Below are 13,183 nucleotides of genomic sequence, written 5' to 3'. Positions count from 1 at the left end.
TCTCGGAGAAAGCATATGAAATCGAAAAACAGTTTTTTGATGACCCCAATTGATTGGCTCCTTCTTATTTCCCTTTCTATCCTATGGGGTGGTTCTTTTTTCTTTAATCGAATCGCTGTCACAGAACTTCCTCCGTTCGTGATCGTCACGTCGCGTGTCAGTATCGGTTCCGTTTTCTTACTATTCTTCGTACATGTAAAGAAGCAAAAACTCCCACGATCTATAGGTATCTGGTCTCAATTGATTTTTATGGGACTTGTAAACAACGTGATCCCTTTCAGCCTTATTGTCTGGGGACAAACTTCAATTGCCAGCGGTCTTGCTTCTATCCTGAATGCAACGACTCCTCTTTTTACAATTCTGATTGCCCATCTGTTTACGCCCGATGAAAAAATCACGATTCATAAAGCCATCGGTTTGATAGTTGGTTTCATCGGTGTATTCTTGGTAATTGGTCCTACCGCGTTGTCGATAGCCGATATAACTCCACAACTTGCGGTACTTACCGCTACGTGTTCATATGCAATTGCTGGTGTTTTTGGACGTCGCTTCCATACCTTAGGGTTGGATCCTCTTGTTACCGCAACTGGCCAAGTTATATCTTCGACGGCGATTCTTGTTCCGATCACGCTGTTAACAAATTACTCGTTTCTAAGACAGGCTACGACTTCACTGCCAGTATTTGGATCATTAATTGGCCTCGGACTATTTTCTACCGCAATAGCCTATACGATCTATTTCCTTTTACTATCTCGCGTAGGCGCCACGAATCTTCTTCTCGTAACGTTCCTTATTCCCATTACGGCGATGGTTTTGGGAGTAGCTTTTTTTAATGAACGTATCGTCACTCGGCAAGTAATCGGTATGCTAATCGTTTTCACAGGAATCATCGCTTCAAATCGACGGTGTCATCATCAAGAATAGTTTTTAGCTGTTAACCTCGGCAAGTCCAAGCCTGATAGGGTCATTATCTCTTCTTACTCCATTATATCGACATCGTTGTTGTAAGTCGATTTGTCGATTTCTGAGAACCTGTTATTCGTTTTCTAATTTTTAATCTTGCAAAACCTTATAGTTGGGGATATTATCTATAAAAATTTTATAAAAAGGATGATGCTATGAGTAAGTTGAGTAAGTTCATTAAAGGTAGTGTACTAACAATTCTGACTGTGTTTTTGCTTTTTTCTTGTGACCTGGGCGGTTCCGACGATGATGACCAGAGTGTACAAAAGACTTGGACAATAAGTGGCACGATTGATTTTTCCGGTTGTTCATCTGAGGATGAACCTGATATAAAGTTTGCTGCATTCTTTGTTGGTGATGGGTTCAGTTCAGATTACCAAATTGTGAGTAATGTTGTTAATCTAGGGAATTCCACAACTGCAGAGGATGATGTACCTTTTAGCCTGTCGATAGATGCCTCATCCTTATCTCCTGAAGATATGGATGAGATTGTATTAGCGCTCTGGCAGGATACCGATGATGATGATCTTTATGATGAGAGTGTTGATCCATGGTCCGCAAGAGGTACTGTAGATTGTCCCATTTTCGGAGATTATACCTGCTATATGGAATATTACGATTATGATGGTTATGTGGCATGGCTAATTGATGCAGAATATGACTATATAGAAATAACATCAAGTAACCACACCTTTACGGGAGCTGTTCTCGAAGATAATAGATACATTTGGTAATCACTGCTTTGTATTTTGGTTGATTGCTCTAAGTGATTGTATAGCTGCGGCTTTTTCAAGTATGAATGGCCGCAGCTATTTTATTATATTTTTTGATAATATCCATAATTATATCACAATATAGTTATACATATAACAATAACATAAAAGTAGTTGTATAAAAACCAATTTTGAATGATAATAAATAAAATTAGACTGTATATAAAAAATATCAAAGGAGTAGGTAAATCCATATGAAGAAGTTTGTACCAATAGTTTCAATCCTTGCTTTGTTTATTCTGTTGGCGACTTGCAGTAATGATAATGAAGCTGCGGTGAAGACACTTCCTAAAGCTACTGTAGACGAAACGAGCCAGTTCGGTGTCGACAAAAACATCAATATCAATACTATTGATGACTGGGTCGGAAGAGATGATGTTGCTTATGTTGATGTACGAATGCTTATTGATCCGGGTGACTATTCGGCCATTGGAGGAGATCCTGTATTATCGGGAACAATTGAGGGGTTTGAGGTCGTTCCGTATCCTTTTCTGGCAAATTTGAGTGGCCTACCCGAGGCTGTTGCCGCTACCCAATATAATGGTCCGACCCTTTTTACCTTGACATGGAATGACACTGGTGCCATCGATACTGTCAAAGCCAATTTTAAAGAATCTGAAATGATCATAAAAGATCTGTTTCCTGAAGATAAGGCGATTTTTCTTATGTGTGGAGGAGGGGGTTATGCAGGTATGACCAGAGGGTTGCTGATCAAGCTAGGATATGACCCTGAAAAACTTTACAACATAGGAGGTTTTTGGACCTATAAAGGTAAGAATCTGGAGCACGTAAAAGTATCGTATGGCGAAAATAATAAATATGACTACAATGCCCTGCACCGGCTTAATTATCATCTGATCCAATTCAATCAACTTCACAAGGTTGAAGAATAGGTCAAGGTAAAACAAAATGAGAAAAATTACATTGTATCTGGTTTTTAGCATACTGCTTATCGCTTTTCTTTTCTTTAATGGTTGCAGTAGTTCAACTAAAGAGGCTCAGTATCCAAACTTTGATAGTAACGGAATCATCGAATATCAACATCTTAAGCATGGTCTTTCTGAGCCTTATGCAGCCGTAATTCTTTACGAATATGAGATAGACAATTATACAAAATATCAGATAAGCTACCTTTCTTGTAATTGTCGGGCTGCTTCAGAAAACTATCAGCACCTTCTCTATGTAGAAATCAATAACAATAATGATACCCCGGAAGAGGCAACGATTCGGAATATAGCATTTCAGTTTTGGGGTGATAGTCCCGTGAATCCTGAGAATGGAATTACCTATAATGAAATAAAGAATGAATTCCTGCCATATTTGCAGTACAAAAGTAAAGCTGAAATTGATAAGATGACTTCGTTGAAGGATATCACTGATGCGGGGCAGGTCGAACGAAATGGGGAAAAATTTGACTTTGTCGATGCATATACAGGAGCATCTGTTTCAATTGATAATACGCTTTCGGTACTGCGTGCTCTTTTCAAGTATCATACGGCCAAATATTATAATTCATAAACATGCGATACTATGAGCGGATTCTTGCTGGAGTCCGCTCTTTTTGACCTAAATTCAATAAATTAGATGGACGATTCGACAAAACTCCCAATACTCAAAATGTTACCACAGAATAGTAATACCAAGCTGATAACTATCATTTTGAAGATTCGCAAATACATACATGTTGTTTTTTACCTGGAATGAACCTCCTATCTCTTTGAAGTAAGGATGATCACGTAAGTCCCAAATACAAAAAATATCTACAGCAGAATTGGAAAATAACAGACGAAACTTAAAATTATCATCGGAATAATGATTTGAAGTATATTTATAATATCCTTCAAATCGAAAAGAACCTATATCAAAGAATAAGCCATATTTTTGCCGAATGAATAAGTCATCTGTATAGTTATAGTTAACTGACAAGTCAAATAATCCTCCCAGAGATTTATAGATCGATGGTCGGAAATAAAACTCCACAGGAACAATTTCTGATATTGACAAGTCAGAATCAACTTTATCAAAAGTTATATTCCCTACAAAAATATTTGCAGTTTGCGAGAGAAGGCCATCAAAAGGTCGGCTAAAATTAAAAAAGCAAAATTCAACGGCAGCGCCATCTTTTAGGTAATAAAAATTACTTGTACGATAGTATGTACTTTTTGATAAGTCGAATTTTTCTTTATTATCATATTCAATTGCTACCGTTTTACTTATTCCTTTATTATAAAAAGCACCATCATATTCAAGTAGTTTATTGTTGCATAATTCTCTTAGAACAATTACAGGAGGAGTAAATTCTAGTCTCATATTTTCTCTTCCTGATACATTTAGCAATTTGTCAAATATAAACGTAGAACAATTTTCTGTGAAAAAATTGTACGAGTAGTCATTATCAATAGACTCCCATAAGCTATTAACAAGAGCTTTTTTTTCTTCCCTGCTAATATTTATCCGATAGCATATTACCATTCTACCTTCTTCAATTATACTTTTATACAGCAAATCAAAAAAAGGATAATATACAATTTCTCCATCAATTTCTGAGAAAGCCCCTTTTAGATACTTTGAAATACTATGCTTTCCCGTATTGTAATCAGTAAAGTCACTAGCTAAAAAAGTGATTACTGTATCAAAATAGATATTTGATGCCGATTTTAGTAATAATGAAATATGACCAAAGGATGATTCAGCCTTACTACTTGTATCACTTATAAAAAGCAAATACAGGTCAGTATCATTTCGAAATTCTATTGGGGAAGTATCTGTGTACTCCCTTACTTGCAGACCTTGTTGAATTATGTTTTTTTCTAATAGACGGACTAAGTTTCCAGGACCACTACTACTATAATCTTTCACTGAATAAAATAAAATAGAAGGATCAAATCCTGGGAAATCTTCTTCCATTTTATTAATAACACTATTTAAAAAATCATTATACGGTAAAATATAATAATATCTAAAAATAAACCTTGTGAGGTCTCGAGAGATAATTATATCTGAATCCCCGTAGACTTGTTGTAAAAAAATAAAAAACGCCACAAGAAATGTGGCGTATAATTTCTTAGATACCATTCTTTACTTTTTTTGCAATTCAATAAAATATGAATTATCAGAATATTCAAAAGCAGCACCTGTGAGTAAATCAGTAGTTGAAAGGTCCCAAAAAATATTCAGAAGTGCAATTAGATCGTATTCTTTACTCATTTCTCTCTGAATAGTTTGATAGCCATCAAGCTCTACACGAAAGCTTTTATACTTATTCTTTTTTACTTTCATTGAGAAAGGGGTAGTACCTACAAGATCACCATCAAGAAAAACTTTAGCTCCACTTGGAGATGTCTCGAAAGTAATTTCTTGACTTGTTCCATGAAAAATACTTGCACACCCAGATAACAAACCTACTAACAATACACAACACAAAATGATAAGACTTGTTTTTTTCACTCATTTTCCTCCTGTCATTATTTTATCAAGATTCATATTTATTTGTCAATATTTTTTATATCTAAATCTCAATTACCTCTATGTTTCTCATACGCTTCTCCTGCACCAAGGAGCTGATGTAGTGCTCTTGATACAATCACCCGTTTTGACGCCGGTACAGGGTTGTCTATACCAGAGCATTTATTCCTAAAGCAAGATTCTGCCATTCTCCACCTTCGGTGAAAAGGGAAAGTCTAAGAAGTTTCTGCTTTTTCTTGTTGTAAAGGAGATTTCTCAACTGAATCATTAAGATAACATTCTCTACAGCAATGATGGCAACCTTTTACCTCTTTGTAGATTTTCTTTGCTTCCTCCATAGCATTCTTGCAACTGCTAAACTCACCTAAGTAAATCCTATCTAGTTTCATGCAGCTACAGCCCAACTTATGGACTCTGTGTTTTCCTGAATGCGTTGAAATCTCATCAACATAAAAATGATACATAACACAACTCCATTCATGTAACATTAGTATAATGGTAGTGTATCTAAACTAAAAATCAAGTTTGAAATTCGGAAAAACACTTACAGGCTCTTCAATGCGATGTTGTCATTAAGCAAAGATAAAAATCAAAATTTGAGGTATAGTATCAATCTTCAAAGTATTCATAGGCGTCTATGATATCCAGGTAGACTCCATCAAAACCCGCATCAATGATTTTCTTTAGGTATGATTGATCATTTTCATAGATAATTTCTTTCCAGTCATCTGACCAATAACGGACTTTATAGTTACCAGGCAAGTCAGAGTTTTCTCCGGCCAGCCAAACCGGCTTATTATCGTTCCATGAACCCTTCCGGTAATACCTATAGTGCTCAGCCTCACCTATGCTCATATATGCAAGTACGATTCTACTTCCTCCATTCGCTTTCGCTCTTAATGCAGCCACCTCAGAAGCAGAAAGCTCACTTTCCTCTGTCCCATCAAAAAACAAATCGATAAGCAGAACATCGTAATTAGTCGCCTGAAGAGCACTTAAAAATGTAGCCGTATTCGGAAAATCACTTTCATTCAAAGCATTGCTTTTTTAATCATAAGTGCTTACTTTTGCATTATACTATATAGGAGGTTATATATGAAGTTAAGTGCGAGGAATCAGATTCGAGGTAACATCACTCAATTGCGCAAAGGTGCAGTGAACTCTGAAATCGTCATACAATTGCCGGGAGGCGAGGAGTTGGTTTCAGTTATCACGAACACTTCTGCAGAAAGAATGAATCTTGAAATTGGCAAGGAAGCTTATGCCATAATAAAAGCTTCAAATGTAATGGTAGGTATTGACGACTGAATCTGTTAGGAGTTGTTGCAACAACATTTCTCATTTACTCAAACAAAGGATAACATAGAATATGTTTCGCAACTAAAAAAGCAGATTCTCCATCCGGGAAATACATATACTCAAGCGTTTCGTGTATCCTAATTCCGTTCTTTCGTAACGGAAAGTGTTGCACCAAGCTTTTGATTCATCTTCTTAACGAGGATTTCAATATCTTCATCAGAGAGGTGGTTTCCTACATATCCGGCAAGGGAATTGAAGGTCATATTCTTCAGTAATGCCTGACTAACCTTGTCGTCAAGAGCAGCTTTATGTAGTCCAAATGGCAAGTACGGTTTGATCTTTGCATATGTTGTTTTGAAGATCTCAAAAAGATCAGGATGAGGAAGAATATCCATCAGCAGGGAATTTCTTGTGATGCGAGGGATAAATGAATATTCATTGTGCATGAATACAGTTCCGCTTAATCGTAAATCCCTGCTGGAAGATCCAACGTGGATTGTATATTCACCTGATGGTGTGTACCAGTCATGGAGATCCCTTTCATAGTAGCTGAATGCTCTTGGAGGAAGCAGAAATTCCAGTTCTTTTTCCTCCCCGATTTCAAGATATACTTTTTCGAAACCTTTAAGTTCCTTTATTGGTCTTTTTACCATGCCAAGCGGAGACTGTACGTAGATCTGTATAACTTCAGCACCTGCTTTATTGCCAGTGTTCTTGATCATTACTGATAGAGAAAGAGTATCGTTGCTGCTCATCTTCGCTGAAGAGAGCCTTAGTCCGGAGTAGGTGAAATCGGTATAACTGAGTCCATGTCCAAAGGGATAGAGCATCTCAATCTTTTTTACATCATAGTATCTGTAACCGACGAATACTCCCTCAGTATAGCGAACCTCTCTGCCATCTCCAGGAAAATCCAGAAATGCAGGCGTGTCTTCGAGTCTGTTTACAAAGCTTTCAGCTAGTTTACCGCTTGGGTTGTTGTATCCAAACAATGTCTTTGCTATGGCCTCTCCTGAGCATTCACCGCATAGATAGACTTCCAGGATTGCATCGACCCTATCTGCCCATGGAAAGGCAATAGAAGAACCATTGCAGAGAACCACTATTGTTTTATTCGCTACAGCTAAGACTTCTTCTACCAGCCGGTTGTAATCCTCCGGTATCTCTATTGAAGTTCTGTCCAAAGCTTCTGTTTCATAGCTTGCCGGAAGGCCGACGAATACCACCGCCGCATCTGCTTGTGAAGCAGCGCCGATAGCTTCTTTCAGCACTTCTTCAGAGCTTGTATCCCCATGATACCCATCTGCATAGGAGATAGCCGAACTGTATTTCAACATTTCATCATAGCTATTGGTGAGTTTGTACGGGTTGACATGGGAACTTCCGCCGCCCTGATATCTGGGCTTTTTTGCCATTTCGCCGATAACAGCAATCCTACAGCCGGAAAGGGGCAAGGCGTTCCCTTCGTTTTTAAGTAGTACTATCGAGTCGCAGGCAGCTTCCAAAGCAATTGCATGACATTCGTCTTCGGTAATGGTATCCCGTGCTTTCCCATGTGTAAATTCCAACGTGTCCAAAAGGGTCATGACAGCTGAGTCAAGTTCGTTTTCGCTAAGTTCTCCGTTACTGACTGCTTGAATGATTTTCGTTGCTGTGCTCCCATCGTTTCCCGGCATCTGTATCGTCAGTCCTGCTTTTATCGATGGTACGATCTGATCTATGGCTCCCCAATCAGATACCAGCGTTCCTGTGAAAGCCCATTCTTCTCTGAGGATCTTCCTGGTGATTTCAAGGCTTTCCGCAGGATACACAGCATTGACCTTGTTATAGGAGGTCATAAGCCCCATAGTCTTTCCTTCTGTTACACTCTTCTCAAATCCCGGAAGGTAGATTTCGCGTAAGGTCCTTTCATCAACAATTGTATTAATGGACTTGCGTCTGGTTTCCTGATTGTTGGCAAGGAAATGCTTTGGGCACGCAGATACATGGTTCTCCTGCATGGCTTTTACAAAAGCGGTTGCAAGTTCCCCTGTAAGATAGGGGTCCTCTGAAAGGTATTCAAAATTTCTGCCGCAAAGCGGGGAGCGTTTTATGTTGATCGCGGGGCCTAATACCATGTGAATACCAGCCCGCTTTGCCATTCTTCCCAGTGCATCGCCGACTTTCGCAAAAGTATCTCTGTTCCAGGAACAAGCCAAAGCTGAGCCAGTCGGGAAACAAATGCTCGAAATGCTTTCATTGAGTCCTAAGTGGTCAGCATGCTGTACATCCTGTTGCCTCAGTCCATGAGGACCATCGGAGAAAAACAGTGATTCCACTTCAGCTTCCGGATAATCCTGAGACATCCAGAAATTCATACCGATACAGAGACGGGCCTTCTGTTCGACAGTCAGTTTCTTTAGCTTTTCCTGGTTCTTCATGTTTGTCCTTTTGCTATGATTTAAATATCGTTTCAATAACCCTCATCAGGGTTCCTAGCATGTTGGATGTATTGCCAAGGGTTGAATATTCAATTCTCGTTTTTTCAAGTACAAATGGCCATACTCTTGCTTTGAGTTCAGAGCGAAGCGGGTTCATTACCCAGTTGCCGCATACGGTAACGTCGCAGCCAAGTATGACGAGCTCGGGATTCAGGACGGAAATAATGGTTGAAATTCCCTTTCCGAGATTCTTTCCGATAAGGTTCAGTTTCTTGATGGCCTCCTTGTCCCCCTGATTCGCTCTGTCTATATACTCAGCAAACGGTCTGTAATCAAGGAAAATCTCAGATGCCATTACTTCCCAGCAGCCTCTTTTTCCACAACGGCAATAAGGACCGTTCAAGTCGATGGTCATATGTCCGACATCTCCGGCGAAACCGTCCTGTCCTCTTGTGATTTTCCCGTTTGCAAGGATAGAGCCTCCAATGCCGTAGCCGATACTCAGATAAAATGCATTACGGATATTTTTAGCTAATCCGAAATACTGTTCTCCCACCATACCGTTATTGGATCCTGTATCTACTATGATTGGAACCTTGAATTCCTTGCTTAGGATATTTCTCAGAGGAATATTTTTCCAATCAAGGCTGTGGATTGCGTAAAGCATGTCATCACCTTCTCTGAGAAGGCTTGCGGTACCAACACCTACACCAAGCAGTCTTGTGGAAACATGCGAACAGGAACTGATTCCAGTTTTGAGCTTTTCCACTAACTGACCGATCACTTCCATTGGGTCTGTAGAGATTGTGAACCGTACCTCTTCAGACCATAGGATGGTTGCATAGATATCAGAAACAGCTAGGCTAATGACCTGAGGTCGAAAGACAACTCCCGCGCATAATCCATATGATTTATTGAACATAATCAGGGACTGGGAACGTCCCGGTTTTGAATGCTCGGTTCCGATTGTCGTGATTAGATTGTTGCTTTGAAGATCGGCTATTACATTGGTTATAGTCGCCTTGTTCAATCCTGTTTCCTGTGCAAGAAGCGTGCGGGAGATAGGAGAATGGATCCAGAGTTCCTGCATTGTCTTTTCCCTGTTTTGCTGTTTCATTGCAGCCTGGTTCATTGCATTCTTGTGTGTCATGCATTTCTCCCTTATACTTTATTTCTCATTATCTATTAGTTTATTTAATAAATCAACTAATATTTTTAATTAATCTCCTTAATTTGCGTAAATATAGATAATTTAATGCTTTTTTACCCAAAAAAACAGTTGCACTCTCGAAATAACAGGATATAATAATTTATTGAATAAACTAATTACCAAGTCTGGAGGTTAAAATGGACAAGGTTGTAGATGTCCATGCCCACGTCGGAAGCAGTGCCGCTCTATACGTTGGTGGAAGTATCGATGTTGTATTGGACAGAATGAAGAAGAACGGTATCACTCATTCCGTCGTTTCTCCTATTCCAGGTTACCAGGATCCGGAAGGGGTAGTGTCCTCAAGAAAGATGAACGTTCAGGTTGCGGAAATCCAGAAGTCTCATAGCGATATCTTCCCTATGGCGCTGGCTGTTGCTGAGGCAAGACACGGAAAGCCTGCACTTGCGGAAGTCGATTATGCGCTCGGTGAACTTGGTCTTGCCGGCCTCATGTTTCACCATGATTTCGGAGGCGTCGCTATGCATGAACCAATTATGCACGACATCCTGACTGAAGTCATGCACCATGGAAAACATATGATCGTAGAGGTGCATACTGCTCAGCATTCGATGCTTGAACCACCTTTTTCACTCTGGATTCTTGCCGAAAAGTTTCCGGACATTGAATTCATTTGTGGACACCCGATGATGTCGCAGATTCAGCTGGACAACATGGTAGCAATCGCAAAACACTGTCCTAATGTCTGGTTTGATACCTGCTGCATGTGGAATCATAATAATCTTATTGAAACAGCGATAGAGAAACTCGGAAGTTCTGAAAAGATCCTGTTTGGATCAGATAATCCATATTTTATTGAAGATCTCTGTATCGATAAGCTGCTTATAGATGAATCCGATCTGACTGAGGATGACCGCGATAATATCTTCTTCAGGAATTTTGAAAGACTTTTTGAAATTGCAGGAGGCAGAAATGCGTAAGATTATCGACGTTCATGTTCATATCGGAGAAGATCAGCTCAGGTCATATTCTGCCGTAGAAGCTCTGGCTCTTATGGATAAGAATGGAATCCAGTATGGCATTGTTTCTCCGGTTCCGGCATTCCCTGTCCCGTATGGAGTAAAAAGCTCTCGGGAGCAGAATGATAAGATAGCAGCTACCCTTAAGAAATATCCGGATAGGTTCGTTGCGGGACTTGGTACGGTAGATCCACGGCATGGGGATGCTGCTGTTCCCGAGGTAGACAGAATAATGTCTATGCCGGGAATGAGAGGTCTGGTATTCAGTAATGATAAGACAGGTCTTACCTTTGATAACCCGACTATGCTGCAGTTCATGGATGCTCTTTCACAATATGACCATCCAATAGTTCTCTGCTATACCTCACAGTATTCCGTCCTTGAGGCTCCATATATGCTGAGGAAGGTTGCTGAGAAGTATCCTGAGATTACCTTTATCAATGGTTCATCCATGAAGGATACAACGCATTCAAATTGTTCCAGATATCTTTCAGCTTCCCTTGATAACGTCTATATGGACATTGCTAATATCCATCAGCTTATGTATCCGGTTAACTGGGCAATCCGTGATTCAGGTATTGATAAGATTCTGTTTGGTTCGAATGTTCCATTCTACAAAAACAGATGTATTGAAATTGAGATGGTAGATAGGTCCGGACTTACGGAAGAAGAGCGTGACGCCATCTATTTCGGAAATGCCGTACGGGCGCTCCAGCTATCGATCTAATAGGAAATCTCATTTAGGAGGAAAATATGAAAAGGGTAGTATTCATCGCGTTATCGGTTCTTATCGCACTCTCTCCGGTATTTGCTGGAGGCGCTAAAGAAAATGCCGCAGCTCCTGCATCTGCGACTGTTGATCCAAAGTATGCTCCATACCAGGGCGTTACTCTTACATTCATCAGACATTCCGGTTATGAGGCAGACTGGATGGCTGAGATGGCAAAGGCCTTCTATGAGGAATCTGGGATCAAGGTCAATATTGAACAGGTTGCCTATTCCGAAATGAAGAATAAAATCGTTATTGACATTTCTTCTGAAAACGGAAGTTACGATATTATTGCCACCACTGAGTACTGGCTGCCTGAATTCAATGAAGGCGGATGGCTTGCAGATATCAACACGTACCTGAACGACCCGGCTTTATATGACCCGGCTTTCGAGATTGAAGATGTGTCTGCATCGCTGCTTGAGGCAAACTCCATCGACGGAAAGCTACTGGCAATGCCGTGGAAGTTCAATTCACAGTTCCTCTATTATAGAACCGACCTCATCAAGACAGCGCCAAAGAATTGGTCCGAAATGCTTGAGCTTGCAAGAGCCAATACCGAAGACGGCAGATATGGTCTGTCTCTCGCCCTCGGGAAGACCTGTGTCATGGACGTATATCTCAACTGCCTATATCAAAATGGCGGTGCCTTCCTTTCCGCAGATGGAAAAACCTGTCTTCTGGACAGCAAGGAAGCCTTAGGTGCTCTTGAGTATCTTATCCAGCTTTCCCAGTATTCATCGGCAGGGTCCATCAACAACCACTGGGATGAAGCTGCTGCTAATTTCGCCCAGGGCAATGCCGCAATGATGCCAGCGGTAAACTCCCAGCTTAATAACGTAATCAATCCTGAGAAGTCCGCTATCTCCGATTCTGTGGGTTTTGCAGAATGGCCGGGTAATGTACATGCTGCTGCCGTTTCCAGCACATGGGGTGTTGCAATAACCAGAAACTGTAAGCATCCGGAAGCTGCATATCTCTTTATTCAGTATATGCTGAATGCAAAAAGGACAGAGAGTCTCGTAGAAGGAACTATGGGTGCCGCAGTTCCGGTAAGGGAATCCCTGCTTACTTCCACAAGTCTGAATGAGAAGTATCCTCACTTCAAGACCATGAATGCTATTTCCAACCAGCCAGGTCACACTTATGTCTATCCGAAGACTCATCAGACCACAGCTATCATGGATGTATTAGCCAGTTATGTCCAAGAAGCAGTAATTGGAACCCTTGAACCATCTGAAGCATTGGCAAAGGCAAAAGCTGAAATCGATAAGATGCTGTGATCATACTAATCCCCGGGACACTTC

The 13,183-nt window shown here is 40.3% G+C and carries 13 protein-coding genes; 8 read left to right on the top strand and 5 right to left on the bottom strand.

Going from position 1 to position 13,183, the window contains the following annotated elements; translation table 11 throughout:
- Window positions 1-15: 15 nt before the first annotated feature.
- The 4 genes from SPIRS_RS10640 to SPIRS_RS10625 all read left to right on the top strand — a co-directional run bounded on the left by SPIRS_RS10640 (window position 16) and on the right by SPIRS_RS10625 (window position 3,254).
- Complete coding sequence (locus tag SPIRS_RS10640) at window positions 16-924, top strand: DMT family transporter (RefSeq protein ID WP_013254689.1); 909 nt, start codon at window positions 16-18, stop codon at window positions 922-924.
- 194 nt (window positions 925-1,118) lie between these two features.
- On the top strand, window positions 1,119-1,697 hold the full coding sequence (locus SPIRS_RS10635; RefSeq protein WP_013254688.1) for a hypothetical protein: 579 nt from the start codon (window positions 1,119-1,121) through the stop codon (window positions 1,695-1,697).
- A gap of 233 nt (window positions 1,698-1,930) precedes the next feature.
- Window positions 1,931-2,629 (top strand): hypothetical protein, encoded by a 699-nt coding sequence (locus tag SPIRS_RS10630; RefSeq protein ID WP_013254687.1) that lies wholly within the window; start codon window positions 1,931-1,933, stop codon window positions 2,627-2,629.
- Between the two features lie 16 nt (window positions 2,630-2,645).
- Window positions 2,646-3,254, top strand: coding sequence for a hypothetical protein (locus tag SPIRS_RS10625; RefSeq protein WP_013254686.1), 609 nt, complete (start codon window positions 2,646-2,648; stop codon window positions 3,252-3,254).
- 102 nt (window positions 3,255-3,356) lie between these two features.
- Here the strand turns inward: SPIRS_RS10625 and SPIRS_RS10620 are convergent, their stop codons facing one another.
- The 3 genes from SPIRS_RS10620 to SPIRS_RS10610 all read right to left on the bottom strand — a co-directional run bounded on the left by SPIRS_RS10620 (window position 3,357) and on the right by SPIRS_RS10610 (window position 6,236).
- Window positions 3,357-4,811, bottom strand: coding sequence for a lipoprotein N-acyltransferase Lnb domain-containing protein (locus SPIRS_RS10620; protein WP_013254685.1), 1,455 nt, complete (start codon window positions 4,809-4,811; stop codon window positions 3,357-3,359).
- Window positions 4,812-4,814: 3 nt separating this feature from the next.
- Window positions 4,815-5,183 (bottom strand): PEGA domain-containing protein, encoded by a 369-nt coding sequence (locus tag SPIRS_RS10615; RefSeq protein WP_013254684.1) that lies wholly within the window; start codon window positions 5,181-5,183, stop codon window positions 4,815-4,817.
- 627 nt (window positions 5,184-5,810) lie between these two features.
- Window positions 5,811-6,236, bottom strand: coding sequence for an endo alpha-1,4 polygalactosaminidase (locus SPIRS_RS10610; RefSeq protein ID WP_049784619.1), 426 nt, complete (start codon window positions 6,234-6,236; stop codon window positions 5,811-5,813).
- Between the two features lie 60 nt (window positions 6,237-6,296).
- Between SPIRS_RS10610 and SPIRS_RS10605 the strand changes: the two genes are divergently transcribed.
- Window positions 6,297-6,509: a TOBE domain-containing protein gene (locus SPIRS_RS10605; RefSeq protein WP_013254682.1), complete on the top strand. Its 213-nt coding sequence runs from the start codon at window positions 6,297-6,299 to the stop codon at window positions 6,507-6,509.
- A 128-nt stretch (window positions 6,510-6,637) separates the two neighbouring features.
- Here the strand turns inward: SPIRS_RS10605 and SPIRS_RS10600 are convergent, their stop codons facing one another.
- Window positions 6,638-8,920: a glycoside hydrolase family 3 C-terminal domain-containing protein gene (locus tag SPIRS_RS10600; protein WP_013254681.1), complete on the bottom strand. Its 2,283-nt coding sequence runs from the start codon at window positions 8,918-8,920 to the stop codon at window positions 6,638-6,640.
- Window positions 8,921-8,933: 13 nt separating this feature from the next.
- Window positions 8,934-10,070 carry an ROK family protein gene (locus SPIRS_RS10595; protein WP_013254680.1) on the bottom strand — a complete coding sequence of 379 codons (1,137 nt, stop codon included), beginning with the start codon at window positions 10,068-10,070 and terminating at the stop codon, window positions 8,934-8,936.
- A gap of 197 nt (window positions 10,071-10,267) precedes the next feature.
- On the opposite strand from SPIRS_RS10595, the gene SPIRS_RS10590 reads away from it, so the two are divergent.
- From SPIRS_RS10590 to SPIRS_RS10580, 3 genes are read left to right on the top strand one after another with little or no spacing between them, the layout of a single operon-like run.
- The gene (locus tag SPIRS_RS10590) at window positions 10,268-11,068 is read left to right on the top strand and encodes an amidohydrolase family protein (protein ID WP_013254679.1); all 801 of its coding nucleotides are present in this window, start codon (window positions 10,268-10,270) and stop codon (window positions 11,066-11,068) included.
- Window positions 11,061-11,834 carry an amidohydrolase family protein gene (locus SPIRS_RS10585; protein WP_013254678.1) on the top strand — a complete coding sequence of 258 codons (774 nt, stop codon included), beginning with the start codon at window positions 11,061-11,063 and terminating at the stop codon, window positions 11,832-11,834. The genes SPIRS_RS10590 and SPIRS_RS10585 overlap by 8 nt, the downstream gene beginning before the upstream one ends.
- A gap of 26 nt (window positions 11,835-11,860) precedes the next feature.
- Window positions 11,861-13,159, top strand: coding sequence for an ABC transporter substrate-binding protein (locus tag SPIRS_RS10580; protein ID WP_013254677.1), 1,299 nt, complete (start codon window positions 11,861-11,863; stop codon window positions 13,157-13,159).
- Window positions 13,160-13,183: the final 24 nt, after the last annotated feature.

This window comes from Sediminispirochaeta smaragdinae DSM 11293 (assembly GCF_000143985.1).
GTDB classification, from domain to species: Bacteria; Spirochaetota; Spirochaetia; order DSM-16054; family Sediminispirochaetaceae; genus Sediminispirochaeta; species Sediminispirochaeta smaragdinae.
This window is presented reverse-complemented; position numbering and strand designations above follow the sequence as displayed.